The organism is Paenibacillus sp. FSL W8-1187, from assembly GCF_037965485.1.
GTDB classification, from domain to species: domain Bacteria; phylum Bacillota; class Bacilli; order Paenibacillales; family Paenibacillaceae; genus Paenibacillus_O; species Paenibacillus_O pasadenensis.
Window position 1 is genome coordinate 4453294 of record NZ_CP150181.1, and the last position, 26653, is coordinate 4479946.

The 26653-nt window shown below is 66.2% G+C and carries 21 protein-coding genes and 1 pseudogene; all 22 read right to left on the bottom strand.

Annotated features, from left to right (window positions below; all coding sequences use genetic code 11):
- Positions 1-84: 84 nt before the first annotated feature.
- Entirely contained in the window at positions 85-1113 is a 1029-nt protein-coding gene (locus NYE40_RS19295) for an ABC transporter substrate-binding protein (RefSeq protein ID WP_101808103.1), read from the bottom strand.
- A 596-nt stretch (positions 1114-1709) separates the two neighbouring features.
- Entirely contained in the window at positions 1710-3152 is a 1443-nt protein-coding gene (locus tag NYE40_RS19300) for a 4-hydroxyphenylacetate 3-hydroxylase N-terminal domain-containing protein (RefSeq protein WP_028598394.1), read from the bottom strand.
- A gap of 287 nt (positions 3153-3439) precedes the next feature.
- A pseudogene (locus NYE40_RS19305) lies at positions 3440-4177 on the bottom strand (ABC transporter ATP-binding protein); the annotation flags it as partial.
- A gap of 29 nt (positions 4178-4206) precedes the next feature.
- The gene (locus tag NYE40_RS19310; protein ID WP_028598393.1) at positions 4207-5538 is read right to left on the bottom strand and encodes a 4-hydroxyphenylacetate 3-hydroxylase C-terminal domain-containing protein; all 1332 of its coding nucleotides are present in this window, start codon (positions 5536-5538) and stop codon (positions 4207-4209) included.
- Between the two features lie 158 nt (positions 5539-5696).
- Positions 5697-7010, bottom strand: a complete 1314-nt coding sequence (locus tag NYE40_RS19315) for an FtsW/RodA/SpoVE family cell cycle protein (protein WP_028598392.1) — start codon at positions 7008-7010, stop codon at positions 5697-5699.
- Entirely contained in the window at positions 7007-7339 is a 333-nt protein-coding gene (locus tag NYE40_RS19320) for a PadR family transcriptional regulator (RefSeq protein ID WP_101808104.1), read from the bottom strand. The genes NYE40_RS19315 and NYE40_RS19320 overlap by 4 nt, the downstream gene beginning before the upstream one ends.
- A gap of 506 nt (positions 7340-7845) precedes the next feature.
- Positions 7846-9048: a response regulator gene (locus NYE40_RS19325; RefSeq protein ID WP_028598395.1), complete on the bottom strand. Its 1203-nt coding sequence runs from the start codon at positions 9046-9048 to the stop codon at positions 7846-7848.
- Positions 9017-10873 carry a sensor histidine kinase gene (locus NYE40_RS19330; RefSeq protein ID WP_043111159.1) on the bottom strand — a complete coding sequence of 619 codons (1857 nt, stop codon included), beginning with the start codon at positions 10871-10873 and terminating at the stop codon, positions 9017-9019. Before NYE40_RS19330 ends, NYE40_RS19325 begins: the two co-directional genes overlap by 32 nt.
- 33 nt (positions 10874-10906) lie before the next feature.
- Positions 10907-11917, bottom strand: coding sequence for a substrate-binding domain-containing protein (locus NYE40_RS19335; protein ID WP_028598390.1), 1011 nt, complete (start codon positions 11915-11917; stop codon positions 10907-10909).
- Between the two features lie 148 nt (positions 11918-12065).
- Entirely contained in the window at positions 12066-13229 is a 1164-nt protein-coding gene (mmsB, locus tag NYE40_RS19340; protein ID WP_028598389.1) for a multiple monosaccharide ABC transporter permease, read from the bottom strand.
- Positions 13226-14758, bottom strand: a complete 1533-nt coding sequence (mmsA, locus tag NYE40_RS19345; protein WP_028598388.1) for a multiple monosaccharide ABC transporter ATP-binding protein — start codon at positions 14756-14758, stop codon at positions 13226-13228. The genes mmsB and mmsA overlap by 4 nt, the downstream gene beginning before the upstream one ends.
- 75 nt (positions 14759-14833) lie before the next feature.
- A complete protein-coding gene (chvE, locus tag NYE40_RS19350) occupies positions 14834-15943 on the bottom strand; it encodes a multiple monosaccharide ABC transporter substrate-binding protein (protein WP_028598387.1) in 1110 nt (369 codons plus the stop codon).
- A gap of 174 nt (positions 15944-16117) precedes the next feature.
- Complete coding sequence (locus NYE40_RS19355; RefSeq protein ID WP_028598386.1) at positions 16118-16738, bottom strand: TetR family transcriptional regulator; 621 nt, start codon at positions 16736-16738, stop codon at positions 16118-16120.
- A 22-nt stretch (positions 16739-16760) separates the two neighbouring features.
- A complete protein-coding gene (locus tag NYE40_RS19360; protein WP_052333115.1) occupies positions 16761-17468 on the bottom strand; it encodes a hypothetical protein in 708 nt (235 codons plus the stop codon).
- A 310-nt stretch (positions 17469-17778) separates the two neighbouring features.
- Entirely contained in the window at positions 17779-17961 is a 183-nt protein-coding gene (locus tag NYE40_RS19365) for an aspartyl-phosphate phosphatase Spo0E family protein (RefSeq protein ID WP_043111158.1), read from the bottom strand.
- 57 nt (positions 17962-18018) lie between these two features.
- Positions 18019-20028: a threonine--tRNA ligase gene (gene thrS / locus NYE40_RS19370; RefSeq protein WP_084136980.1), complete on the bottom strand. Its 2010-nt coding sequence runs from the start codon at positions 20026-20028 to the stop codon at positions 18019-18021.
- 466 nt (positions 20029-20494) lie between these two features.
- The gene (locus tag NYE40_RS19375; protein ID WP_052333114.1) at positions 20495-22138 is read right to left on the bottom strand and encodes a PucR family transcriptional regulator; all 1644 of its coding nucleotides are present in this window, start codon (positions 22136-22138) and stop codon (positions 20495-20497) included.
- 71 nt (positions 22139-22209) lie between these two features.
- The gene (locus tag NYE40_RS19380; protein ID WP_028598382.1) at positions 22210-22890 is read right to left on the bottom strand and encodes an isochorismatase family cysteine hydrolase; all 681 of its coding nucleotides are present in this window, start codon (positions 22888-22890) and stop codon (positions 22210-22212) included.
- Positions 22887-23438: a cupin domain-containing protein gene (locus NYE40_RS19385; protein WP_240478985.1), complete on the bottom strand. Its 552-nt coding sequence runs from the start codon at positions 23436-23438 to the stop codon at positions 22887-22889. The genes NYE40_RS19380 and NYE40_RS19385 overlap by 4 nt, the downstream gene beginning before the upstream one ends.
- Entirely contained in the window at positions 23435-24448 is a 1014-nt protein-coding gene (locus NYE40_RS19390) for a formamidase (protein ID WP_028598381.1), read from the bottom strand. Before NYE40_RS19390 ends, NYE40_RS19385 begins: the two co-directional genes overlap by 4 nt.
- A gap of 13 nt (positions 24449-24461) precedes the next feature.
- The gene (locus tag NYE40_RS19395) at positions 24462-25643 is read right to left on the bottom strand and encodes a BMP family ABC transporter substrate-binding protein (RefSeq protein WP_028598380.1); all 1182 of its coding nucleotides are present in this window, start codon (positions 25641-25643) and stop codon (positions 24462-24464) included.
- Positions 25644-25741: 98 nt separating this feature from the next.
- Positions 25742-26653: an ABC transporter permease gene (locus NYE40_RS19400; RefSeq protein WP_028598379.1), complete on the bottom strand. Its 912-nt coding sequence runs from the start codon at positions 26651-26653 to the stop codon at positions 25742-25744.

The window sequence follows — 26653 nt, forward strand, 5'->3', positions numbered from 1 at the left end:
GGCGTTATGGCGTTATGGCGTTATGGCGTTATGGCGTTATGGCGTTATGGCGGTGCGATGCTAGTCCGTTCTGACGTTATGCCGCTAGGCCGAGCCGGACGCGTTCGGGTTGAATTCGTTCGTATAGACGTCCTTCACCTTCACCTTGCCCTTGTCGATCTTGCCGTTCTCTTCGAGAATATCGATATAGTACTGGATCGGCGGCTCGGTGACGACCAGGTCCTCGACGTAGGCGAAGCGGTCGATGTACTCCACGTTCATGTTCAGCCGCTTCGCGATGATCGCCTTCGCCTCCTCCGGATGGTCGTTCACCCAGTTGGCCGTCTTGGCGATCGTCGCGACGAAGTCGCGGACCGCCTCCGGATGCTTGCGGGCGAACTCGCCGTTGGCGCTGTACGGCGCCATGCCGCCGAGGCCGCCGTCGAGGTCGTAGTCGCTCCACAGCTGCGTGAACTTCTCGTTCTTGCCGGCGCGGCCGGAGAACGGCGCGTGGATGATCGCCAGGTCGATGCCGCCCTGCTCCAGCGTCTGCTCCTGCTTGTCGTCCGGCACGACGAGGAACTTGATCTTGCTCACGTCGACGCCCTGCTCCTTGAAGTATTTCTTGGACACGAACTCGGCGCAGGCGCCGAAGCTGTTGATGCCGATCGTCTTGCCCTCGAGGTCCTTGGCCTTCTTGATGCCGGAGTCCGCCCGGGCGAAATACTTCATGTGCGGAGCGTCCTCCAGCGTCTTGCCGCCGGCGGAGACGACCTTGATGTCGGCGCCGCTGGCGATCGCCGAGATGACGAGAGGCACCATCCGCGAGCCGAAGTCGATGTCTCCGGTGCCGACGAGCGGGATGATCTGCGGCGCGGCGATCTTGCCGACATATTTCGGCCGGGTGGACGTGCCGTCGAAGTAGCCGAGCTCGTCTGCCAGATAGACGAGGTCGAAGCCGGGGTTGTCGGGGTACTTGAACTCGACGATTTCTTTGCCGCCGGCTCCGGCCGCGGCTTCCGCCGGCTCGGCCGGCTCGTTCTTGCCGCAGGAGGCGAGCAGCGCCGCGGCGGCGATGACGGCGAGCGCCGTCAGGCTCGTTCGGCGCATGGCGTGGATGCGGATGGCTTTCATTGATAGATAGGCTCCTTTCGAATCTATGGATAAGGGGCTGTCGGAAAAGAGGGGCGGTTGAGCGATGCGTCGGCCCGGGCTTTGCCCCGAAACAAGGGAACTTCTTCCCTTGTTCGCGCTTGGACCCGGGCTTTGCCCCGAAACAAGGGAACTTCTTCCCTTGTTCGCGCGCGGACCCGGGCTTTGCCCCGAAACAAGGGAACTTCTTCCCTTGTTCGCGCGCGGACCCGGGCTTTGCCCCGATACAAGGGAACTTCTTCCCTTGTTCGCGCGCGGACCCGGGCTTTGCCCCGAAACAAGGGAACTTCTTCCCTTGTTCGCGCTTGGACCCGGGCTTTGCCCCGAAACAAGGGAACTTCTTCCCTTGTTCGCGCGCGGACCCGGGCTTTGCCCCGAAACAAGGGAACTTCTTCCCTTGTTCGCGCGCGGACCCGGGCTTTGCCCCGATACAAGGGAACTTCTTCCCTTGTTCGCGCGCGGACCCGGGCTTTGCCCCGAAACAAGGGAACTTCTTCCCTTGTTCGCGCGCGGACCCGGGCTTTGCCCCGATACAAGGGAACTTCTTCCCTTGTTCGCGCGCGGACCCGGGCCCCGCTTCAGCTGCCGAGGCGGGAAAGCGTGCGGGCGATCAGCGCGCTCTTGTCGTATTCGGCGTACTGGGCCGCATAGGTGCGCGCGGGATCGCCGGCGTAAAAGCGCTCGTACAACTCATGCCGCGCGCCGAGCGGGCTGCCGACGAGATCCCAGGCGAGCTTGAGCAGCCGCACGCGCTCGGGAGCGCCGCGGTCCGCTCCGCCGTAGGCGCTGTGCAGCAGCGGCGCCAGCGCGCCGCCCGCCAGCGTGTCCAGCTCGCGCGCCGTCGCCGGTGTCTGCAGCATGCCTGCGCCGGACAGCTGCTGCAGAATCTCGATGGCGCGCGGGTAGTAGCGGTTGCCGAGATTTTTGGCCGTCGTCAGCGGAGCGAGGCGAGGCTCCCGGACGCCCGACTCATGGCGCTCGGCTCCATCCTCCGCCGCCAATAGCAGCGCGCGCACCGACTCGGCCTGGCGCTGCAGCTCGGACAGCTTGGCCTGCACATGGCCGAAGCGCGCAATGCCGATGCTCTCGGCCAGCTCCTGCCCGACGGCGGCGGTGAATTCCAGCTTGGCCAGCAGCCGCGCGATGTTCTCATGGATGCTGAGCGAGGCGGCGAGCCGATCCGAGCGGATTTTCCAGATGGCGGCCGGATCGTCGTGGATGAACACCCTTTCCCAAGGAATGAGCGCATCGTCGAACACGAGCACGGCGTCCAGCTCGTCGTAGCGGCCGGACAGCGGATGGTCCTCCGTATCCTCGGCATGGAACGGCTCGCGGCAGACGAGGTGCAGGCCCGGATAGGACACCGGCACCGCGAACATGACGGCGTAGCGATGCTCCGCCTGCTGCTTGGGGCTGTGCGGCGACACCATGATCTCGTCCATGTACGGCGCGCCGGTGGCGATCATCTTGGAGCCGCGCACGATCAGGCCGTCCTCCGTCTCGCGCACGATGCGCAGCGCCGCATAGGCGTCTCCCAGCTCGGAGGTGAGCTTGGAGCGGTCGACCTGCGGATCGTGGCCGGCCGCCGTCAGCAGCAGGTCGTTGTCCCGCACATAGCGGAAATACGCGTCGAGCTTGTCCGGAAACTGCGGCTGCTCGGCCGCGATGAGGCTTCGCCGCTCGTGCCATGCCGCCAGCTGCGCGCGGTAAAAGCCGCCGATCCGGCTCATGACGCCGAACGTCGCCGCCGACCACAGGTAGAACGCCTCGCGGCGGCCGGCCAGCTCCTGCGGGCTGCGCGGATTCTGGAACGCGCGGTTCGCCCGCGCGCCCGTATCCTCGGTCCGGTACGTCAGCCTCGGCCCGAGCTCCGGATCGTCCTGCAGGTCCATGACGGCCGCGACCGAGCGCGCCGTGCCGCGCAGCGCCTCATGCTCGCGGATGTCGCCGGCGGGCTTGCCGCCGATCCAGACGTTGCGGCCGTCGTTCAGCCGCTCGAGATATCGGCTGCCGGCGCTCATCGCGACTCTCCTGCAGCGGCCGCGCTGACAAGAGCGGGAGCCTCGCCATGTCCGGCCTTGGCCGGAGCCGCTTCACTCGCCCCGATAGGCTCCGTACTGGCCGAAAGCTGCGCCTGTACGGGCTCGAGCTTGACCCGGTCCGGTTCAACCGCCCCCGCCCCTGCTTGCACCGCTACCCTCTCTTCCAGAGCAGCCTTCCCTCTTCCGCCCGCCTCCGCCTCATGCCCTCTCGCCGCCTCCCCGGCTCCGGACAGCGCCTCCTCGCGCAGCAGCCGGTCCGTCTGCTCGACCTCGTCCTGCAGGATCGCGGCGGCCTGCCTGCGCAGCGCCACGAACGCTTCCTCGCCCCGGATCGAGGCCGGACGCGGCCGCTCCAGCGGGATGTCGAGGATCGCCTTCACCCGGCCGGGACGGGCGGTCATGACCGCCACCCGATCCGACAGGTAGACCGCTTCGTCCAGGCTGTGCGTGATGAAAACGATCGTCTTGCGGCTCGCCTCCCAGATGCGGAGCAGCTCGGCCTGCATCGTTTCCCGCGTCTGCGCGTCCAGCGCTCCGAACGGCTCGTCCATGAGCAGCACGTCGGGATCGTAGGCGAGCGCCCGGGCGATCGCCACGCGCTGCTTCATGCCGCCGGACAGCTCATGCGGATAGCGGTCCTCGAACGCCTCCAGCCCGACGAGCCGGATGTAATGCCGAGCCTTCTCCCTCCGCTCCTTGGCGCGCACGCCGCGGATCTGCAGCCCCGTCTCCACGTTGTGCAGCACCGTCCGCCACGGAAACAGCGCGTAGCCCTGGAACACGACGCCGTTGCGGCGGCTCACTCCCGTCAGCGGCTGGCCGTCCACCGTGATCACGCCTTCCGTCGGCTTGGCCAGGCCCGCCAGCATGCCGAGGAACGTCGACTTGCCGCAGCCGCTCGGGCCGAGCACGCTCATGAACTCGCCCTCGCGGATCTGCAGGCCGAAGTCCTGGAGCACCTCCAGCGAAGCGCGGGCGGCTCCTCTCCCCGACGCGTAGGCCATGCGGATGCCCCGCGCCTCGATTTTGACCGTCATTCGTCCTCCCCCTTTCGTCGCTGCGCCGAGCCGACCGTCCGCCCCGCTTCCCAGCTTTGCCAAAAGCTCCGGTACAGCCCCCGCAGCCGCTCCGCCGGATAGCGGCTCCAGCTGGCAGCGGCCCGCTGCTCGTCGCTGCCCCAGGCGAGCAGCCCGAGCTGCAGCTCCCGCGCGCGCCGGCCGCTGCTCCAGCAGCGCGCCCGCTCCGCCAGCGCCGCTTCCCCGGATGCGGCCGCATCGGCGGAAGCCGCAGCGCCGGAACGGCCGGCGCTCCGCACCGGGACGGCGATTCGCCAGCCCGCCGCTTCCGGCAGCAGCGCCGCCGCCTCGCGAAGCGCCGCGCCGCTCTCGGCGAGCGCGGCGTAGAGCGGAACCTCCGCGGGCAGCCAGACGCCGCCCGGCGCGGCGGCCGCCTCCCGCTCCGCCGCCAGCAGCAGCGCCCGCTGCGTCTCCAGCCGCTGCACGAGCAGCCCGAGCCGGCTGCCGAGCTCCAGCTCCGGCGTCCGGCCGCCGCGCTCGGCCAGCGCGAACGCGAGCCCGACTAGCTCCTCGAGCCGCTCCAGCTCCCGCGCCGCGCGCTGGAAGTCCGCCAGCCCCGCGAACGGCGGCTCGCTCAGCAGCAGCCGCACCCGGTCCGCATCGCCTTGGACCAGCACCCGCTCCTGCGGCACGAGCACCCGCCGCAGCCGCAGCTCCAGCGCGGCGTCGCCTTCCTGCCATGGGCCGAGCTCGGCGCCGGGACTCGCGATCGGCACGAGCAGCAGCGCCGACGGCGGACCGTCCGGCTGCTCCGGCACGGCGAGCAGCAGCTCGGCTGCGAGCAGCGCCTCCGCAGGGACCGGCTGGACTCCCGTCAGCAGCAGGCCGTCCGCCGACGGCTGAAGCAGCGGCGCGCGGTCGCCGGATGCCGTTCTTTCGGGCTGCAGCGGAAATGGCGCGTACACCGGCAGGCGGCGCTCCTCCCGCAGCGCTCGCACGATCGCCCGGGCACGGCGGGAGAAGTCCCCGCCGATATCCAGCGCCTCGCCGAAGGCGTCCCAGGCCGACAGCAGCGCGAGCGCGTAATCCGCGAATCCGCCCTGCAGCAGGCTGCCGCCGTCCGCCGCCTCGCGCCAGCCGCCTCTCAGCGCCGCCAGCTCGCCGCGCGAGCGCGGCGCGGCGGGGAACCGCTCCCACGGGTCCTCGCCCTTGCGCAGCCAGTCGGCGAGCTTCCTTCTTTCCTGCCGCAATCCGTCAAGCTCCTTGGCCTGCCGCAGCGGCGGCTCGCCCTCCGCCTCTTCCAGCCGCAGCCCGGCTTGGCCGGCGTGCGGCCACGGTCCAGCGCTCATCGCTACCTCTCCTCGTCGGATAGAATGAAAAAAGGCCTTTGGTCCCGGCAGGACGAGCGGACGCTCGCGAGCCGGAACAAAAGGCCTCCCGTGATCGGGTGGACAATATTCCTAGTTATTTGCTTTGAATAATAAGGTATAGCACTTCTCCTCGCCTGTCAACCCGCTGCGGACGAAAAAGCTTCCGGCCTTCGATCCCGCTGCCGGATCAGGCCGAGCAGCATCCCAAGCATCGCCATCTCGCCGAGCAGCGGACTGCCCCAGCTGAGGAATGGCAACGAGAAGCCGACAACCGGCAGCAGCCCGAAGCTGAGCAGCAGGCTCCACATGGTCTGTACGCCGAACACCGCCGCCAGCGCGGCAGCCAAGGCGCGGGCTTGCGGATCCTGCACGCGCAGCGCCTGCACGAAGCAGCGGCCGATGAACAGCAGCAGCAGCGCGCCGAGCAGCAGGCCGAACGCCCAGCCGAGCGAATAGACGAGGAAGGGAAACAGAAATTCGCTGCCGATCGGGGCCTTGGGATCTGGTCCGTTCGGCAAGCCTTGGCCAAACCAGCCGGCGCTTTGCATCGCGTCGAGGGCCCTGCCATACAAAAAACGGCTTCTGTCCTCGGCGCTGCTCCAATTTGCTATCCGCTCCCAGGCGTAGAAGGAATCCCTTCGGATCAGGAAGAGAGCGAAAACGGGCAGCATCGCCACCCCGGACAGGGCAAGCCTCCAGCGCCGGTTCAATGCTACAAGGACAATCAGACCTGCACCGTACAAGGGCAACCTGGCCAACTGAGAGCTGCTTAGAAACAGAACGGCAGGAATCAGCCCCAGCAATGCCGCTTCCCCGATCGCTTGCAGCCAGAGGCTTTTCCGGTCGGCGGCAGCCGGTCGTGGACGAGCCACTATGCCGGCTGCCCCTGCAAACAGCAGGAGCATGGCAATCGGAGCCGAATCCAGAATTCCTGCGCCGATGGAAAGCTGCATTTGACCATTCACACGCACTCCGTGCACGATGGTTGCGGCCAAAAGCAACGCTCCCGTTCCGAAAAAGAGCCAGCACCAGCGACGCAGCAACGGCAACGGAACATAGTAACAAGCGGCCAGCGGCAAGAGTCCTAGCGCACCCAAGCCAAGCGAACTCTCCACCACGCTTGGCAACTCGTAAAGCTGCTGCAGCCCGTACACGTACGCGAGCCCCGCCAGCAGCATCAGCCCGGCCATGGCCGCCAGCCACAGATCCGGCTTCGGCCGATGCGCCAGATGCAGTCCGGCGCCCACCCGCTCCGCATCGCCCATGCGGCGCAGCGCCTCGCGAGCGGCTTCCTGCTCCTCCATGCCCTCCGCCCTCAGCTCCTCCGCCAGCTCCTCCAGATGGCCGAGCAGCTCCTCGCGAATCTCGGCATGCCGATCCTTCGCCCTTACCTTGGAGCAGACGGCGTCGAGGTACGCCCGCACCCGCGGGTCTTGCCCGATTCCCGTCATGCGCCGCCCTCCCCGAGCACCCGGTTGACCGTCCGGCTGAACAGCGCCCACTCCTGCTTGCGCTCGCCGAGCTGCCTGCGGCCGAGATCGGTGATCCGGTAATGCTTGCGCCGCCGCCCGCCCTCCTCGCTCCAGTACGACTCGACCCTCTTGTCCGCCTCGAGCGCGTGCAGGATCGGATACAGCGTCCCCTCCTGCAGCTGGAACAGCCCCTCCGAGCGGCGCTCCAGCTCCTTGGCCAGCTCGTAGCCGTACATTTCCTTGCGGTCGAGCAGCGACAGCACGAGGATGACCGTGCTCCCCTTCATCAGCTCCTTGCCGATTTTCATCTGCAATCCTCCAATATCTAGATTATCTAGGGATAGATATACTAGGGATAAGGATACAGGGAGGAAAGGGAAATTTCAACCTTTTATTTCCATTATCGACGCCGATCAAGTCAGGCTCCCGATCTGCTCCAAACCGTGCTGTCTCACGATTTTGTATGAACATGGTGCTAAGGGCGCAACGCACGGCGGTTCGCGCTCCCTTAACGGCAAAAATGCCGTTAGGACGCGCAACGCACGGCGAACCGCGCTCCCTAACGGCAAAAATGCCGTTAGGACGCGCAACGCACGGCGAACCGCGCTCCCTAACGGCAAAAATGCCGTTAGGACGCGCAACGCACGGCGAACCGCGCTCCCTAACGGCAAAAATGCCGTTAGGACGCGCAACGCACGGCGGTTCGCGCTTCCTTAACGGCAAAAAGAGGCTTCCCCTCCGGTTAAAGTGTATCGGAACAAGGGGCATTCTGTCCAAGTTCGGACAGGAGCTAAAAAGCTGCCATCGCCCGCTCCTACCGGCCCCGCTCGCCCTTGCGGTAGCGGATCGGCGGAATTCCGACCGCCTTTTTGAAGGCGGTGCTGAAATAATGCTGCGTCTCGTAGCCGACCTGCTCGGCGATCTCGTGCATCGCCAGATCGGTCTCGATGAGCAGCCGCAGCGCCTGCTTGATCCGCGTCTGCGCGAGCAGGGCGACGAAGGACGTTCCCGTCTCCTGCTTGAAGATGCGGCTCAAGTAGGCGGCGGACACGTTCAGCTCCGAGGCGGTGCGCTCCAGCGACAGCTGCGGCTCCGGGTAGCCGGCCTCGATCCGCTCCTTGGTCTTGCGGACGAGCTCGGACAGGCTCGTCCCGCGGCTGACCGCTGCCTTGGCCTCGAGATAGAGCTCCGGCACGCGGGCGGCATCGCCGCCCGTCTCGCGGAAGCCGGCCTGCACCTCGATTCCCAGATAGCGGGCGATGCTCGCGGCGATCGAGTCGAGCTGCCCCGGCGCCGGCCGTCCCCAGACGAACAGCACGATGCAGCCCGAGCGGTCCCGGCAGCGCAGCAGGGCCAGGTCCTGCAGGCATTCGTCGACGATGTTCTCCATGGCGAACAGCAGCAGCTGGCGGTCCCTTTCCGAGTAGAACCACCTGCCCTTGGAATGGTCCGGCCAGCGCAGCGCGCCGACGGCGGACGGCGCTTCGACGGGCAGCCGCAGGAACGCCAGCTGCTCCTCGATCTCCCCCCGCTCCAGCTCGCCGCCGATCCACTCCAGGCCGAATCGCTCGCGCAGCAGATGCACGTTCTTCTCGATCTGCCGCGAAGCCATCTGCAGCCGCTCGTCCTGGTCGGTCGCGGCCTCCAGCTTGGCGGCGACCCGCCCCAGCATGTCGCCGAGCGCGTCCGGATTGACCGGCTTCAGGATATAGCCGTCCACGTTCAGGTTGATCGCTTCATGGGCGTAGCCGAACTCGTCATGTCCGGTGATGATGATGATCCGGCACTCCGGCAGCTCCTCCCGGAGGCGGGAGACGAGCTCCAGCCCGTCCATGATCGGCATGCGGATGTCGACGAGCAGGATGTGGACGCGATGGAGCAGCGCGAGCTCGAGCGCCTGCTCGCCGTCCTCCGCCTCGCAGGCGACGTCCAGCCCGAGCTCCGCCCACGGCACCGAGCTGCGGATTCCGTCGCGGATGATGGACTCATCGTCCGCGATCATTACTTTCCAGGCCATGGCGGCGCTCCTCCTCTCTCAGCGGCAGAATAGGATGCAGGATATACACGGTCGTGCCTTGCTGCGGGCGGCTCTCGACAGACAGCCCCCAGCCCTCGCCGAACGACAGCTGGAACCGCTCCTGCACGTTCCTCAGCCCGTAGCCGCCCGCAGCCTGTTCGAGCCGCCTCCGTCCCTCCGCGCGCAGGGCGTCCGCCGGCATGTCGCCGGCCAGCATCCGGCGCAGCTCCGCGCAGCGCTCCTCGCTCATGCCCGCCCCGTTGTCCTCGACGGCGAAGCGGATCGCGCCGCCCGCCTGCTCCGCCCGGATCGCGATCAGGCCCGGCCCGCGCCGCTCCTTGATGCCGTGGTAGATGGCGTTCTCGATTATCGGCTGCAGGAACACCTTCAGCACGGGCAGATGGCCGAGCGCCCGCTCGTCCACCTCGATCCGGTAATCGAGCTTCTCCTTGTAGCGCGTCTGCTGGATGTTCAGGTAGCTGCGGATATGCTCCAGCTCCTGGGCGAGCGGGATCATCTCGCGTCCCTTGCTGAGGCCGATGCGGAACAGCTTGGAGAGCGACTCCACGACCTCGGCCGCCTGCCGGGCGCCGTCCTTGCGGGCGAGCCACTGGATCGTGTCGAGCGTGTTGTACAGGAAATGCGGCTGGATATGGGCTTGCAGGCTCCTCAGCTCCGCCTCGCGCTTCTGCCGCTGCTCCTCCCCGACCTGGACGATCAGGAGGTTGATGCGGACGAGCATCTTGTTGAAGCTCTGGCCGAGCAGGCCGACCTCGTCCTGCCGCGCGCCGGCGATCCGGATCTGCATGTTGCCCTCCTCCACCTTGCGCATGAAGGACGACAGCTGGGAGATCGGCCGCGAGATCGAGTGCGACAAAAAGTACGAGGCGGCGATGCCGAGCAGGCAGACGAGAAAGACGAACGAGGCCAGGTACAGGTTGAGCTCCTGGTTCTCCTTGAGCGTCTCGGCGACCGGAAAGACGCCGACCGTCGTCCAGCCGGTGAACGGCGACTTCTGGTAGATGAACTGGAAGCGGCTGCCGCCGATCGCCTCCGAGAACGTGCCCGATGCGGACTCGAAGCGTCCGCCGTCCAGCCGGCCGGCGACCGACTCGCGCGGCGCATAGACCGTGTCGCCGCTGTCGTCGAGCACCATCAGATAGCCCGACTTGCCGAGCGTCACGCCGCGCAGCGTCTCGGCGACGACGCGCAGCTTGAGGTCGATCAGCACGACGCCCTCGGCCTGCTGCGATTCGGGCTGCAGGATCGCCCGCACGCCGGACACGATCTCGCTGTCCTTGTAATTGGCGTGGGTAATGACGTTCCGGTTGACGGGATGGCCGATCATCTGGAAGATCCCTTGCGACTCCACCGCCTGCCGGTACCAGTCCTCCTCCGTCAGCAGCCGATCGTTGCGGGCGTACATGTCGTTGCTCAAGTACTCGCCGCGAGCGTTGACGACCATGATGCCTGCGACCTCGCTGTACAGCGTCGTGAAGCCCTCGAGGAACTTGCTCGCGCGGTACTCCGTCTCCTCGTCCTGGAGAGCGGCCGAGCCGCCCTCCAGGAACGACTGGATCTCCGGATTCATCGCGATGAAGTAGGTGATGCTCTGCACGTTGGCCGCGTAATGGTCGAGCGACTTGTTCACGTTGCCGATCAGCTGCTCCGTATGGCTGTTGACCTGGCGCTCGATCGCGCCGTTCGTGGCGAGCGCGACGAGGATGCCGATCCCGAGCGCAGGCAGCGTGCTGACGATGAGAAAATGAACGATCAGCTTGTTGCGGATCGGCCAGTTGTTGAGCCGCAGCCAGTGAAGCGGCATGTCCGCGTCCCTCCTCCTTGTCGCCGCAGAAGCCTACTTGGCGTAATAAAGGTCGACATTGTCCCGGGTGACGACCGTGATTCCCGTGTCGACGTAGGCGGGCAGCGGCGATACGCCCGCCGACTGCCAGTCCGGCAGCGGATCGATCCGCTCCTGGCGGGCATGGAACAGCTGCATGAGCGACCAGTATCCCATGTTCCATGTGCCCTGCGCCAGCGTCGCGGCGATCGTGCCGCTCTTCACCATGTCGAGCGTCGCCTTGTTCGTGTCGAAGCTGATGATCCGCACCTCGCCGAGCTTGCCCTGCTTGAGCACCGCGTTGCCCGCGCCGACGCCGCCGTTCGCTTCGGTGACGAAGATGCCGACGAGATCGGGATCGCGCTTCATCATCGCCGCCGCCGCCCGCTCCGACTCGAGCTGGTCGCCCTTGCCGTCGGCGACGCTCGCCGGCACGAGGCCGGGGAACTCCTTGCGCAGCGTCTCCTCGAAGCCTCGCGTGCGCTCCTGATGGTTGAGCTGGTTCGGATGGGTGATGATGCCGACCTTGCCTGTCGCCCCTACCCGCTCGGCCATCTGGCGCGCAGCCGTGACGCCGGCCTCGTAGTTGTCCGTCCCGAGGAACGAATAGGCCTTGCTGCTCGGCGCGTCGGAATCGAACATGACGACCGGGATTCCGGCGTCGACGGCCTTGTCGATCGCGGCCCGCAACGCGTCGGAGTTGATTGCGCTGATCGCGATGCCCGCCGGCTTGCGCGCGATCGCCTGCTCCAGCACCTTCACTTCCTCGTGCACGTCGTATTGGGTCGAGCCGCGGTATTCGACGGAGACGCCGAGCGCTTCCGCCGCGTCCTCGAAGCCCTTGAGCGCGTTTTTCCAATAATCGATGCCGGTGAGGAAGTTGACCATCACGTACGTCTCCCCGCGCTCCCCGTGCAGGCCGGTGACGCCGCCGAGGGCGTCGGAATCGTCCTTGCTGAACGCCGCGTACAGAAATACCGCGAACGCTGCGATCAGGACGAGATAGACAAGCACCAGCTTTTTCATCAGGCATTCCCTCCGATCCGGCAAGCTGCCGCCACTCATTATAGCATCGGCTCGGAAGAGCGCGTACGCTTGCATGACGGAAAAAAAACGCGGCTGGCAGGCACGCAGCGCGTGCGGCTTCAGCCGCGACCGGCATCCGAGCGCATGCTCAGGAAGCCTTGTTCTTGTTGTACAGGTCGAAAGCGACCGCAAGCAGCAGCACGAGCCCCTTGATGCCCTGCTGATAGTCGATGCCGAGGCCGATCAGCGACATGCCGTTGTTCATGACGCCCATGACGAGGCCGCCGACGATCGCGCCGACGACCGTGCCGACGCCGCCGCTGGCCGAAGCGCCGCCGATGAAGGCCGCCGCGATGGCGTCCAGCTCGAAGTTGACGCCCGCCTTCGGCGTGGCGGCATTGAGGCGCGCCGCGAACACGAGTCCGGCGAGAGCCGCCATCGCGCCCATGTTGACGAACACCCAGAACGTCACCTTTTTCGTCTTCACGCCCGACAGCCTCGCGGCCTTCTCGTTGCCGCCGAGGGCGTAGATATGGCGGCCCATGACGGTCTTGCGCATGACGAACGTATAGATGACGACGAGCACCATGAGCAGGATGAGGATGTTCGGCAGTCCTTTGTAGGAGGCGAGCACGTAGGTGAACAGGTTGAGGATGAGGATGACGCCGGCCGCTCTGGCCGCTGCCAGCGGCAAGGACAGCTGCTCGAACGAGTAGCGCTTCTGGACGAGCCGGGCTCGCCATTCCATGAACAGGTAAAGGATCGAGACGATGATGCCGGCGAGAATCGTCGCTCCGTGCAGCTCCCAGCCGAACGGCAGATCCGGCACGAAGCCGGTGCTGATCGAACGGAACTCGTTCGGGAACGGCGCGACGGACTTGCCGTTCAGCACGAGCATGGTCAGACCGCGGAACAGCAGCATGCCCGCCAAGGTGACGATGAAAGACGGGATGCGCATGTACGCGACCCAGAATCCTTGCCAGGCTCCGACCGCCGCTCCGATCAGGAGGGAGATGACGATCGCGGCCGGATACGGCATCTGGTGCTGCACCATCAGGATCGCCGATATGGCGCCGACGAAGGCGGCGATCGAGCCGACGGACAGGTCGATATGGCCGGTGATGATGACGAGCAGCATGCCGATCGCCAGGATCAGGATGTAGCTGTTCTGCAGGATCAGGTTCGTGATGTTGAGCGGCTTGAGCAGGATGCCGCCGGAGAGGAGCTGGAACAGCAGCATGATGAACAGCAGCGCGATGAACATGCCGTACTGCCTGAAGTTGCCCCGCAGGGCGCGAAGCGCGGTTGTCATGGAGTGTCCCCCTTGCCGGTCATGTATTTCATCAGCCTTTCCTGGCTGGCTTCCGCTCTCGGCACGACGCCGGTGAACCGTCCCTCGTTCATGACGTAGATCCGGTCGCACATGCCGAGCAGCTCGGGCAGCTCGGAGGAGATCATCAGGATGCCTTTGCCCTGCTCCGCCAGCTGGTGGATGATGGTGTAGATTTCATACTTGGCGCCGACGTCGATTCCCCGCGTCGGCTCGTCGAGGATGAGCAGGTCGGGCCCGGTGAAGATCCATTTGCTGAGGACGACCTTCTGCTGGTTGCCGCCGCTCAGGTTGCCCGTCTTCTGGTGGATGCTCGGCGTCTTGATGTTCATCCGCTTGCGGAATCCTTCCGCCTCGACGATCTCCCGGCTGTCGTCCACGACGAACCATTTCGAGATGCTCTTCAAGCTGGCGAGCGTCGTATTGCGCTTGATGTCCTCGTCCAGGATCAAGCCGTACTCCTTGCGGTCCTCCGTCACGTAGGCGATGCCGGCGTCGATCGCCTGGGGGATGTCGCGGAGCTTCAGCTCCTTGCCCTCCTTGAACAGCTGCCCGCTGATCCGCTTGCCGTACGACTGGCCGAAGATGCTCATCGCCAGCTCCGTGCGCCCCGCGCCCATCAGCCCGGCGATGCCGACGATCTCGCCACGCCGCACCTCGAAGCTGACGCCGTCGACGACCATGCGGTCCGGCTGCAGCGGATGGCTGACCGTCCAGCCTCGCGCCTCGAACAGCAGCTCGCCGATGCTCGGCTCCCGCTCCGGATAGCGGTGCGTCAGGTCGCGGCCGACCATCCCCTTGATGATCCGATCCTCGGTGATCTCGTCGGCGCGGACGTCCAGCGTCTCGATCGTCCGGCCGTCCCGCAGGATCGTGATCGAGTCGGCCACCTTCATGATCTCATTCAGCTTGTGGGAGATGATGATCGACGTCATGCCCTTTTTCTTGAATTCCAGCAGCAGCCGCAGCAGGTTCTCGCTGTCCTCCTCGTTGAGCGCCGCTGTCGGCTCGTCGAGGATGAGCAGCTTCACGTCCTTGGACAGCGCCTTGGCGATCTCCACGAGCTGCTGCTTGCCGACGCCGAGCGATCCCGCCTCCGTCTGCGGCGAGTCGCCGAGGCCGACCGTCTGCAGCAGCTCCTTCGTGCGGATCGTCGTCTCGTTCCAGTCGATGATGCCCCGGGCCGACCGCTCGTTGCCCAGGAAGATATTTTCTGCAATGGACAGCTGCGGGATGAGCGCCAGCTCCTGATGGATGATGACGATGCCCTGCTGCTCGCTGCCGCGGATCGACCGGAATTCGCAGGCCTTTCCATTAAACAAAATATCTCCCTCGTACGAGCCATGCGGATACACCCCGGAGAGCACTTTCATCAGCGTCGACTTGCCGGCGCCGTTCTCTCCCATCAGGGCGTGGATCTCGCCTTCTTCTACTTTCAGGTTGACATTCTCAAGAGCCTTGACGCCGGGAAAAGCCTTGGTGATCCCGCGCATTTCCAGCAATGCCTCCATCGTTCCCTCACCATGCCTTTCGAAGGATTGGACGGACGGAGTCCCGCAGCACTCCGCCCGCCATGCCCGGATGGCTTACTTCAGCTCATCCTCCGTGTAGTAGCCCGAATCGACCAGCACCTGCTTGTAGTTGTCCTTGTCGACCGAGACCGGCTCCAGCAGATAGGATGGAACGACCTTGACGCCGTTGTCATACGTCTCGGTGTCGTTCACTTCGGCTTCCTTGCCCTCGATGACCGACTCCGCCATCGTCACCGCCACCTTGGCCAGCTCCCTCGTATCCTTGAACACGGTCGACGTCTGCTCCCCGGCGAGGATCGACTTGATCGAGGCCAGCTCGGCATCCTGGCCGCTGATGACCGGCATCGGCTTGTCGGCCGTGCCGTAGCCGACCCCCTTGAGGGAGGAGATGATGCCGATGCTGATGCCGTCATACGGCGAGAGCACCGCGTCCACCGTCTCGTCGGCATAGCTCGCGCTCAGCAGATTGTCCATCCGGGACTGGGCCGTCGCGCCGTCCCAGCGGAGCGTGGCGACCTGCTCCATGCTCGTCTGCTTGCTGCGGACGACGAGCTTGCCGCTGTCGATATGCGGCTGCAGCACCGACATCGCGCCGTCGAAGAAGAAGTAGGCGTTGTTGTCGTCCGGCGATCCGGCGAACAGCTCGATGTTGAACGGACCTTTGCCGTCCTTCAGCCCGAGCTTCTGCTCGATGTAGGACGCTTGCAGGACGCCGACCTTGAAGTTGTCGAACGTGGCGTAATAGGACACATGCTCCGAGTTCTTGATCAGGCGGTCGTAAGCGATGACCTGGATGCTCTGGTCGGCCGCCTTCTGCAGCACGTCCGTCAGCGACTCGCCGTCGATCGCGGCGATGACGAGCACTTTGACGCCCTTCGTCATCATGTTCTCGATCTGGGACACCTGGTTCTCGATGACGTCCTCCGCGTACTGGAGGTCGACGCTGTACCCTTTCTCCTCGAACTGCTTCTTCATGTTGTCTCCGTCCGCGACCCAGCGCTCGGACGATTTTGTCGGCATCGAGACGCCGACCATTCCTTTTTCTCCGCCGCCGGAGCTTCCGCCGTTGCCGGCGTCCGCGCCGCCGTTGCCGCCGGCGTTGCCGCAAGCGGCCAGCAGCAGGATGAGCATCGATGCGACGAGCAGAGAGATCGCCTTTTTCATGTCCATGTCCCCTTTTCGATAGATGGCTGAACGTGCTGGATCTATCGTAGAGCACAGACGCGTAGCGGGTCTTTGCAATGAATTGTCGCGTTTTTATAAAAAACCGACCTCGCGGCAAGCCAAACATCCCCGCGCCTGGAAGCTCGGCTTCCGGACGCGGGGATGCGGGTCGAATCATCTATGGCCGATGGCTCGGCTGAACAGATCCACGAGCTCCTGGCTGAAGCGAATCGGGTCGATCCTGGCCTTGAGCTTGACGTTGAAGCCGTACTCGTCGAGGGCGCCGCGGATCGCGCTCGCCATCGCATCGAGGTCGAAAGCGCCGAACTCCCCTTGCTCTTGCCCGAGCCGCAGGATTCGGCGAAGCTCGTTTTCCAGAGGGTCGTCCTCGTCATCCTGCAGCTTGTAGTAAGGCATGCCGTCCGCCGTCCGGGCATGAAAGACGATCTCGATCAGCGCCGTGCTGCGAGCGGGATTCTCCGCCTGATAGGCGATGCTGGCCTCGATGTACGCCTGCAGCTTTTCTCGGGGACCCGAGGCCGCCGCCGTCCGTTCCAGCACAGAGGAGGACAGGTCTGTCGCCAGCTTCATCAGGGCATAGTCCATCAGATCGTTCTTGTCTCGATAGTGATAGGAAATCAGGGCGGCGCTGATGCCCGCCCGCTTGGCGATCTGAGCCATGCTGGCTCGGATATAGCCGATCTCATCCAGCGTCCGGATCGTCGCCTCGAAAATCTGGGCGCGCCTCGCGTCCGCGATGAACGTCTGCTTCTCCTCCGCGTCTCTTCCTTTCATCCGCTTCTCCTTTTCGCTCGAACTAGGCTTTTCTCCAGTACTGCATGGTTCCTTTGTCCTTGACCGACAAGCCGAGCCTCGCGGCTTCCCGCTTCATTTCCCTCGCAGCATCGGCTTCCTTGCCGCGCAAGGCCAGCTCGCGGGCTTCCAGCAGCGCGTTCAATGCCGGCGTCAAGTCGGGCGCATTCCTCACCCAGAGCCGGTAATGCCCTTCGAACGGGTCTCCTGCGGCAGACCAGGCATATCCATGCCGGATGAAGGCTTGCTCCGCACGAGCGGGATCCGCATCATAGGGCTCGCGAGCGAGCTCGACGCCTGTGCGGCCGACCAGCACGAGCTGCTTGCCTTCGATGAAAGCCGCAGCGACCTCCGATCGAGGGAAGCTCTGAGCCGAATGGCGGATCTTCAAGGTCGCCTCCTCGTCGGAAACCGAGATCGCCAAGCTGTCTTTCATCGCTTCGGACGCGAGCCAGCAGCCTGCGATCAGGCCAAGGGCAGCGGTCAGAAGCACGATCCATTCCTGCTCGATAGAAGCGATGAGCTCCAGCGGCCCCTGCAAAGGAAACCAGGGAAGAGCAGCGGCCCAGCCGGCGATGGCGGGGACGAAATAGCCGAGCGCGATGCCTAGAGCGGGCGGAACGGTCAGCAGGATCCAGCGGTCAGCCGCCGACAGGTGTACGACCGTGATGCTGCCCGCGCCTCGCTGCGCTCCAGATCGTCGAGTCTGCATGCATGCCTTCCTCCTTTTCAATGGTCGGATAGACAATCTGATTGATCAACCTAAATTCTGATCGATTAATCAGATTTTAGCTTATTCTTTGTTTCAGGTCAAGGAAAGAGATGGCCGAAGGCGAATGAAGGGATCGATTCTCCGTTCGAAATCGGCGCTGCGACCGTCAATCTGCCGGAATGACCGCCGGGGCGGCAGATCGCCTGTATCAGGCTCAGCTTCCGGACCCGAGCGCCGAATTCGTCTGGACACGAACGAAGCCCCCGCCGGAGCACGCTCCTGCGGGGGCTTCATTTTTCAGTGGGGCTCGCTATGAGACCAGGCCTATGCCTCGCCTCTTGCGGCTCCGTTCATAATCGTTGAGCAGAGCATCAAGCTCTTGAGACAGGAACAGCACCAATTCGGATCGGAACCCGCACTGCTCGGCGGCTTTGATCATTTCGGAACGCTTCTGTTCGACCGCTTCCAATATCCGGGACACGTTCAGGTCCATGGGCTATCCCCTCCTGCTTCATATATCGGCAGGCGCAGGATGTTTTTCCATATATTATCATCCTATTTTTGACTGAATTTCCTTCTCCGCGAGACGGATGAACGCCTCCAGCTCCATCGTCCCTAGATCGCCTCCGCCCCGGCTGCGCACCGCCGCCCGGCCCGCATCCGCTTCGGCCTCTCCGACGACGAGCATATAGGGAATCTTGGCGAGCTGCGCATCCCGGATGCGGCTGCCGAGCTTCTCGGCGCGGCTGTCCGCATCGGCGCGCAGGCCCGCCTCGGCGAGCCGCTCCCGCATCCGCTCGGCGGCTTCGCGCTGCGCCTCCGATACCGGCAGCACGCGCGCCTGGACTGGCGCGAGCCACAGCGGGAACGCGCCCGCGAAATGCTCCGTCAGGATGCCGAGGAAGCGGTCGATCGAGCCGTAGACGGCCCGATGGATGACGACCGGCCGATGGCGCGCGCCGTCTTCGCCGACATAGCCGAGATCGAATTTCTCCGGTATCTGGAAGTCGAGCTGGATCGTGCCGCATTGCCAGCTGCGCCCGAGCGCGTCGAGCACATGGTAGTCGATCTTCGGCCCGTAAAAGGCTCCGTCGCCTTCGTTCAGCCGGTAGTCCGCCCCGCGCCGCTCCAGCACGTCCCGCAGCGCTCCCTCCGCCTGCTCCCAGAGCTCCGCCGCCCCCATGCTGTCCGCCGGCCTCGTCGACAGCTCCATCCGGTACGAGAAGCCGAGCCGGCCGTACACCTCGTCGATCAGATCCATGACGCGGCCGATCTCCTCGCCGATCTGATCCGGCCGGACGAACAGATGGGCATCGTCCTGGCAGAACGAGCGGACGCGCATCATGCCGCTCAGCGCCCCCGAGAACTCGTGGCGGTGGACCTGGCCGAACTCCGCCAGCCGCAGCGGCAGCTCGCGGTACGAGCGGAGCCGGCTGCCGAAGATGAGCATATGGCCCGGGCAGTTCATCGGCTTGAGCGCGTACGGACTGCCGTCGACGTCGCAGAAGTACATCTGGTCCTTGTAATGGTCCCAGTGGCCCGACTCCTCCCACAGCCTGCGGTTCATCAGCAGCGGCGTGCGCACCTCCTCGTAGCCGCGGCGCAGCTGCAGCCTGCGGGCGAAGTCCTCGAGCGCCGTCCGCACCGCCATGCCGCGCGGCAGATAGAACGGCATGCCCGGCGCTTCCTCCAAGAACAGAAACAGCTGCAGCTCCTTGCCGAGCTTGCGGTGATCGCGCCTGCGCGCTTCCTCCAGCCGCTCCAGATGCTCGCCCAGCTGCGCCTTTTTCCAAAAAGCCGCGCCGTGGATCCGCTGCAGCATCGGCCTCCCGGAGTCGCCCCGCCAGTAGGCGCCTGCGACGCTCATCAGCCGGAATGCCTTGAGCCGGCCCGTCGACGGCAGCAGCGGACCCTCCTCGAGCGCCTCGAAGCCGCCGTGCCCGTAAAACGCGTAGGGGCCGTCGTCCGGGCGCTCCCGCAGCAGCTCCAGCTGCAGCGCCTCGCCTCCCTCCGCCAGCCGCTCCTCCGCCTCCGAGCGGCTCCGCGACATGCGCGTGAACGGCAGATCCTCGGCGACGATGCGCTCCATCTCCTTCTCGATGCGGACGAGCTCTCCCGCGCCGACCGGCGCGGCCAGCCGCGCGTCGCAGCCGAAGCCGTCCTGGCCGGCGAAGCAGCTCCCGATCGTCACAGCGGCATCGCCGTACAGCCGCTTCAGCGCATGCGCCAGCACATGGGCCGCGCTCCGGCGCAGCAGCTCGAGCGCGGCCGGATCGTCCGGCAGGAGCAGCTCCAGCGCGCCGCCGCTCTCGAGCGGCCGGTCGAGGTCGACCAGCCGCCCGTCCAGCCGCGCGGCCGCCGCCTTGGCGCGCAGCCCCGGCCGGATCGTGTCCGCCACGGCCGCGGCGGTCGTGCCGGCCGGGTACCTCCTGACCTGGCCGCTCGGCAGAGCGATGCGGATCTCGCTGCCGCCGGATTCGCCGGCGGACTCGCTGCGGGGCAGCTCGACGGCTGGATCGATTCCGGGGCCGCCTTCGTTTTTCTGCTCTCTGATTTCCATGCGCTTCTCCTCCTTTCTTCGTCTGGGAACAACAAAAAACGCGCTTCATCCCGAGAAGGGACGAGCGCGCTAAGGACCCGTGGTTCCACCCTGATTCGACCTCCGGCACGAGCGGCACGGAAAGTCCTTCATTGGCGTCCGATAGCGGGGACGAGCCGGCAGGCTTACGGCCGCGCGGCACTTGCCGGCAGGTTCAGCGCTGCAGCTATCAGAGGGGTAATCCCGGCATCCGGCACCGAAGAAGCTCGCAGCGTGCGCTTCTCTCTCTGGGCGGCCCGCGAAGGGGATCCTGTCTCTGGTCATGGCTCACTGAAGAATGAGATTGGAGCCTATCTTACCCGCTCGGAGGCGGGCAAGTCAAGACGCTTTTTCGGCAAAGGCGATTTCGGACCCCCGTCCTCGTGCCGCTTCCTTGCAGCTCCCTTGCAGCTCCCGCGCCCTTCCTACGCCCCTCCCGTGCCGCCCGTCAAACGCCGCCCTCCCGCAGATCGCCAGCCTTCAGCGCCATCTGCAGCAGCAGCTTCGTCTCCGGATCGTCGAGCCGCAGGCCAAGCTCGGCCTTGAGCTTGTCCAGCCGGTAGACGATCGTGTTGTAGTGGACGAACATGCGGTCGGCCGTCTCCTTGGCGTTGCAGTTGCAGGCGAAATAAACGCGAAGCGTCTTCAGCAGCGCGCCCTGCTGCCTGCCGTCCAGCGCCAGCAGCGGCTCCAGGTACAGCCGGCAAAATTCCTCCAGCTCCTCGCTCCCCTGCAGGCGGAACAGCAGGAGGTAGACGCCGAGCTCGCCGTAGGACACGGCGGCGGACTCCAGCCCGCAGGCGCGGCGGACCTGAGCGGTCCGTCCCGCTTCGCGATAGCTGCGGGCGACCTCCGAGCGGCTGCTCGCCGGACGCCCGAAGCATAGCGCGAAGCGGCCGGGCGCGGCCGCCTCCAGCCGGCGGAGCGCCTCGCTCGCCGAAGCCTCCTCCTGCTGTGGCGACGGCAATCCGCCTTCAAAGGCGTCCAGCACGGCGAGCGCTCCTTCCAGCACAGTCCAGCGCAGCGCGCCGGAGCCGCCGCCCGCGCTGCGGTTCAGCTCTCGCGCCAGCTCCGTCAGCTGCGCTTCGCCGCCGGCGGCCGCGGCCGGTCCCGTTTCCCGCGGCACGGCGATCCCGACACGGTAGGCATCCGGCTCAAGCAGCTTCCAGCCGCAAGCTTCGGCGCGCAGGCGCAGGTCGCTCTCGGACAGGATGCGTCCGGCGATCCAGTCCTGCAGGAACTGGTCGAGGTACTTGCTCTCGATGCTCTCCCGCGCCCTCCGATTGGCCAGCTCGAAGCCGAGCAGCCTCGCCGCCCAGCTGATCGTCAGCGAATCGACGACGCCGAGCTCTCCGTCCTGCTCCAGCACGAGCAGCCAGGCGCGCCCTCCTCCCGCACCCTCGATCGGCACCGCATGCACGCGCGGCACGGTCCCGCTCCAAGCCGCCGCCTCGCTCGGCGGCCGGCCTGCCGCCAGCTCCAGCCAGAGGCGGGGCTCGAACGGTCCTCCCAGCCGGTCCGCGCCCGGCGACAGCAGCGCCGGCTGCGAAGAGCCTTCCGCCAGCACGGCCGGATGCCGCACCATCGCCTCCAGATGGCGCAAGAAGGCAGGAAGCCCGTCCCCGTGCAGAAGCACTTGGGACAGGCGCTGGACGCGTCCTTGCAAAATCGTCAGATCCTTGGACTCCGAGACGAGCACGCGCTCCATCACCTCGCGCACGACATCGGAGAACGTCGTCGCCGGCGGCAGCTCGATCAGCGGCATGCCGTGCCGCTCCGCCGCCTCGACCGCCGAGGCCGGCACCTCGTCGACGAAGCGCTTCGTCTTGATCCCGAGCGCGGCCACGCCCTTGCGCGCCAGCTGCGCGACCAGCTCGGCCAGCACCTCGGGCTGATCCTTGAACGGATAGCCGGTCGTCATGAGCAGCTCGCCCGGGCGCACCCAGTCGATGACGTCCGGCACCTCCATCACGTTGACCCGCGTCACTTCCCGCTCCAGCCCCGCCGCTCCGCCAAGCAGCGCGGCTCCTTGCAGATTCGGAATGTCGAACACGTCCTTGACCTTGAACGGCTCCAGCCTCAATCCGTCCATGCGCTTCCCTCCTTCCAGCATCTTGCCCGAAAGCCGATACGGGGCTGCGGCGGACCGGGCTCCCGGTCCGCTCAGCCTCCCGCGCGCAGCACCCGCTCCACCTCGTCCGTCTCTGCCGTCCAGCCGAAGATCGCCCCCTGCTGCACGAGCATGCGCAGCGCGGAGCGGTGATCCTCCGGATCGAACGCGGCGCTCGCATCCGCGACGACGACGCATTCGTACCCGCGGTCGTTGGCCTCCCGCACCGTCGTATGGACGCATACATGCGTCGTGACGCCGCAGACGATCAAGCTGCGGACGCCGAGCCGCCGCAGCTCCGCCTCCAGCGAGGTCGCATAAAACGCGCCTTTGCCGGGCTTGTCGATCACGATCTCAACCGGCAGCGGAGCGAGCTCGGGCACGATGCCGTGCCCGAGCTCGCCGCGGATCAGGATGCGCCCCATCGGCCCCTCGTCGCCGATGCCCGCGCCCTGGCGGCGGCTGCGCTGCAGCTTGGAGGGCGGACAGTCGCTCAGATCCGGCAGATGGCCCTCCCGCGTATGGACGACCGGCATGCCCGTGCCTCTGGCGGCGGCGAGCAGGCGGGCGATCGCCGGGATGATCGCCCTCGCCGGGGCGATGTCGTTGCCGAGCCGCTCGCCGAAGCCGCCCGGCGCGCAGAAGTCGTTCTGCATGTCGATGACGAGCAGCGCCGTCCGCTCCGGCTCGAAGCGGAACGGGTACGGAAGCGCTCCGGCCAGCTCGCGGCTCATGCTCCGTCCTCTCCGCGCCGAGGCGGCGCTGCCTCCGCCCCCGGAGGTCCGGGGACGTCGACGAGCGTCGTGCCGAAAAAGCGGTTCGGCGGCGGGGACGGCTCGACCGGCAGGAACACGCTGATCTGCTCGGAAGGCTCGTGCCCGGCATTGAACACCGAGTGCACGACGCCCGCGGGCACCTGGAACGTATCGCCCGCCCGGCATTCGGTCCACTGGCCGTTGCAGAGCAGCTTCACCTGGCCCTTGGTGATGTGGATCAGCTCCGCGACATCGTGATGATGAGGCAGCACCGCGCCGCCGACGCCGATCTTCTCCCAGAGCACGGAGCTGGCCCGGATGCCGAGCCGGTCGGCGTCCGCCGCCGAGCAGATCTCCCGGTGGTACAGCTCGGGATGATGCGGCATCCGGTCCCACTCCATGCCGGACTCGCGCAGCACGACCGTGCCCGCCGGCACAGCCGCTTCTGCAGCTTTTCCTCCCGCGGCCGCGGCCGTGCCCGCCCCGGACTCCTCCGCCTGCATGGCTCTCCTCGTCGGCTCCGTCATCGCGCCGCGCCTCCCTTCGCTCCGCCATATCGCCGCTCCGGCGGCGGGAACCCCTCGCTCGTGCCGTCCTTGATGAGCACCTCATCCTCCCAAGGCAGCCGGTAGCGGCCGGCGGCGAGATCATGCATGTAGGTGTACGGACAGTCGCCTGCGCCGCCCTGCACCGCGACGTAGCCGCGATGGCCGAGCTGGTACAGGTTGTTCTCCACGCCCCAGATGCGGCGCGCCTCGCGGACGAGCGACGGCCGCACCTCGCCGGCCACGATCTCGTCGGGCCGTCCGCCGCCGTGGACGAGCGTCATGCCGTCGAAGCCGACGATCATCGCCTCGCCCATCGAGTCGAAGACGCCGTCGCTGCCACTCAGGCAGACCGAGGCGGTGTACATCAGGTTGCAAAAGGCGTTCGCCTGGTTCGTCACCTGCCATGCATGGCGGATCGGAGCCGTATAGCCGGCCGTGCGCAGCATGATGTCCGCACCGAGATAGGCGCATTCGCGCGCCATTTCCGGGAACATGCCGTCATGGCAGATGACGAGCGCCAACCGGCTGCCGTTCGGCCCGTCGCACATCGGGATGCCGAGATCGCCCGGCTCCCACGGCTCCACCGGCACCCACGGATGCAGCTTGCGGTACTTCAGCCGGATTCCGCCTTCGTCGTCGATGATGAGCCCCGTGTTGTACGGATTGCCGTCCGGATTGAGCTCCATGATGCTGAAGCAGCCCCAGATGCGATGCTCGCGGCAGGCCTCCCGCCACAGCTCGACCTCCGGCCCGTCGACCCGGCACATGAGCGCCGGATCGGTATTCATCGATAGGCCATGCAGCGAATATTCGGGAAATACGATCAGATCCATCGAGCGCGAGCCCTTCCGCGCCTTGGCCGTCATCTCCGCGATGCGCCTCGCCTGCGCCGCCAGCTGCTCCGGCGTCTCGACGGCCGGCAGCTGCAGCTGCGCGAGGCCGATGACGACGCCGTCCGGCGATTTGTTCAAGCCGCCCAGTCCGTTCATAGTCGTTCCCTCCTCATTGCGGAATGCTGCCGACGACGCCTTCGACCAGATAGTCCATCGCCTCGAGCTCGTCGGTCGTCGGCGCCTGTCCGGCGGCGATCCGCTCCTGGCCGCTCTGGTCCTTGACCGGACCGGCGAACGGATGCAGCGTGCCGTCCACGATCTCCTGCTTCCTTTCCTCCACGAATGCTTTCACCTCGTCCGGCACTGCCGAGCCGAACGTGCTCAGCCGCACGACGTCGTCCTTCAACATGCCGCGGTATTTGCCGTCATAAACGCTGCCCTTGAAGCCGCCGTCCGCCGCCGTCCGCACCATGTCGACGAACAGGTCCGGCCAGTTCCACTCGGAGCCCGTCAGCCAGCCCTTCGGCGCGAGCGCCGAGGAGTCCGCATGATAGCCGACCGTCATCGCGCCGCGGCGCTCCGCCGCTTCGACGATCGTCTTGCTGCAGTCCTGATGCTGGCTGATGACGTCCGCGCCGCCGTCAAGCAGCGAGTTGACCGCATTGGCCTGCTGGCCGGGATCGCACCAGCTGCCGGTGAACACGACGCTCGTCGTCGCGTCGGGATTGACCGACTTCGCGCCGAGCTCGAACGCGTTGACGTTGAGCAGCACCTGCGGGATCGGCACGGAGACGATGTAGCCGAGCTTGCCAGTCTTGCTCATCTTGCCCGCCGTCACGCCGGCGAGGTAGACCGGCTCCCAGATCGTGCCGAAGTAGGTGCCGAGGTTGGCGGCGGTCTTGAGCCCGCCCTGATGGTAGAAGGCGACGTCCGGATGGCGCTTGGCGACGTTCAGCGCCGGCTCCAGATGGCCGTACGAGGTCGGGAAGATGATCTTCGCCCCGTCCTTGATCATCTGCTCCATGACGCGCTCGGCTTCCGCCGTCTCCGGCACGTTCTCCGAGCGCAGCACCTTGAGGTCAGGGAAGGCCTTCTCCACCGCCTGGCTGCCGAGATAGGCGGCCTGGTTGTAGCCGTAATCGTCCTTCGTGCCGACAAAGATGAAGCCGACCGCGCTGCCGCCGCTGCCGGGAGCTGCCGAGCCCTCCGCGCCCGCTTCCGCCGTGCCGCTGTTCGCGCCGCCGGAGCTGCCGCCCGACCCGGGCTGGCTGCAGCCGGCGACGAATACGATGACTGCCAGCAGGGCGGCGATGATGCCGGTGAGGCTTGACTTGCTGGATGACAGTTTCATGGAATTTCCCTCCGCTTATCCTGATTTTTTCTCTGTAAAGGGGACTTGCCGACTTGCCGCCGCCGCCGGACCCTGGTCGGAACGGCCGGAACCGGATGTCAGCCGCCGGGATCGCCGGCCAGCACTCTGCCGAGCGCCTCCGGCGTGCGGCTCAGCTTGCGTCGCTCCACGAGCAGCAGCGCCGCCAGCGTGAGCAGATACGGGAACATGAACAGGAAGAACGGAGAGATCGCCCAGCCCTGCTGCTGCACCGTCAGCTGCAGCGCCTGCGCCGCGCCGAACAGGTACGCGCCGAGCATCGCCCGCTGCGGCTTCCAGGAGGCGAAGATGACGAGCGCCACCGCGACGACGCCGCGCCCGGCCGTCATGTTCTCGACCCAGCTGTGCGTATAGGCGATCGACAGCTGCGCGCCGCCGAGTCCGGCGAGGAATCCGCCCGCCAGCACGGCGCAGGCCCGGATGAGGCGCGGGTTCAGGCCGCTGGCGAACAGCACGTCCTCGCGCTCGCCCGCCGTCCGCACCATGATGCCGAGCCGCGTGCGGAACAGCAGGTACCAGATCGCCGGCACGAGCAGCACCGAGAGGTAGGTGAGCGGATCGTGGTTGAACAGGATGCCTCCGACGAACGGGATGTCGGACAGCAGCGGGATCGGCACCGGGTTGAAGCCGACGATCTGCGAGCTGACGAAGTCCCGGCCGAAAAACGAGGTCAGTCCGATGCCGAAGAACATGATCGCCAGGCCGGTCGCCAGCTGGTTGGCGCCGAAGCCGACGACGAGCACGGCGTGCAGGAGCGAGAGCAGCAGTCCGCAGCCGCCGCCTGCGAGCGCGCCGAGCCACGGATTGCCGGTCCAGACGGTGACGGCGAAGCCGCCGAGCGCTCCGGCGAGCATCGAGCCCTCGGTGCCGAGATTGATGACGCCGGCCCGTTCGGAGATGAGCTCGCCCTGGCTGGCGAGCATGACGGAGGTTCCGGAGCGGACCGCCCCGGTGAGAATGTCCGCGATCAT

Coding starts and splice junctions, on each gene's coding strand:
- NYE40_RS19295 (WP_101808103.1), bottom strand. CDS start 1,113: ATGAAAGCCATCCGCATCCACGCCATGCGCCGAACGAGCCTGACGGCG.
- NYE40_RS19300 (WP_028598394.1), bottom strand. CDS start 3,152: ATGAGCGCCGGCAGCCGATATCTCGAGCGGCTGAACGACGGCCGCAAC.
- NYE40_RS19310 (WP_028598393.1), bottom strand. CDS start 5,538: ATGAGCGCTGGACCGTGGCCGCACGCCGGCCAAGCCGGGCTGCGGCTG.
- NYE40_RS19315 (WP_028598392.1), bottom strand. CDS start 7,010: ATGACGGGAATCGGGCAAGACCCGCGGGTGCGGGCGTACCTCGACGCC.
- NYE40_RS19320 (WP_101808104.1), bottom strand. CDS start 7,339: ATGAAAATCGGCAAGGAGCTGATGAAGGGGAGCACGGTCATCCTCGTG.
- NYE40_RS19325 (WP_028598395.1), bottom strand. CDS start 9,048: ATGGCCTGGAAAGTAATGATCGCGGACGATGAGTCCATCATCCGCGAC.
- NYE40_RS19330 (WP_043111159.1), bottom strand. CDS start 10,873: ATGCCGCTTCACTGGCTGCGGCTCAACAACTGGCCGATCCGCAACAAG.
- NYE40_RS19335 (WP_028598390.1), bottom strand. CDS start 11,917: ATGAAAAAGCTGGTGCTTGTCTATCTCGTCCTGATCGCAGCGTTCGCG.
- mmsB (WP_028598389.1), bottom strand. CDS start 13,229: ATGACAACCGCGCTTCGCGCCCTGCGGGGCAACTTCAGGCAGTACGGC.
- mmsA (WP_028598388.1), bottom strand. CDS start 14,758: ATGGAGGCATTGCTGGAAATGCGCGGGATCACCAAGGCTTTTCCCGGC.
- chvE (WP_028598387.1), bottom strand. CDS start 15,943: ATGAAAAAGGCGATCTCTCTGCTCGTCGCATCGATGCTCATCCTGCTG.
- NYE40_RS19355 (WP_028598386.1), bottom strand. CDS start 16,738: ATGAAAGGAAGAGACGCGGAGGAGAAGCAGACGTTCATCGCGGACGCG.
- NYE40_RS19360 (WP_052333115.1), bottom strand. CDS start 17,468: ATGCAGACTCGACGATCTGGAGCGCAGCGAGGCGCGGGCAGCATCACG.
- NYE40_RS19365 (WP_043111158.1), bottom strand. CDS start 17,961: ATGGACCTGAACGTGTCCCGGATATTGGAAGCGGTCGAACAGAAGCGT.
- thrS (WP_084136980.1), bottom strand. CDS start 20,028: ATGGAAATCAGAGAGCAGAAAAACGAAGGCGGCCCCGGAATCGATCCA.
- NYE40_RS19375 (WP_052333114.1), bottom strand. CDS start 22,138: ATGGACGGATTGAGGCTGGAGCCGTTCAAGGTCAAGGACGTGTTCGAC.
- NYE40_RS19380 (WP_028598382.1), bottom strand. CDS start 22,890: ATGAGCCGCGAGCTGGCCGGAGCGCTTCCGTACCCGTTCCGCTTCGAG.
- NYE40_RS19385 (WP_240478985.1), bottom strand. CDS start 23,438: ATGACGGAGCCGACGAGGAGAGCCATGCAGGCGGAGGAGTCCGGGGCG.
- NYE40_RS19390 (WP_028598381.1), bottom strand. CDS start 24,448: ATGAACGGACTGGGCGGCTTGAACAAATCGCCGGACGGCGTCGTCATC.
- NYE40_RS19395 (WP_028598380.1), bottom strand. CDS start 25,643: ATGAAACTGTCATCCAGCAAGTCAAGCCTCACCGGCATCATCGCCGCC.
- NYE40_RS19400 (WP_028598379.1), bottom strand. CDS start 26,653: ATGATCGCGGACATTCTCACCGGGGCGGTCCGCTCCGGAACCTCCGTC.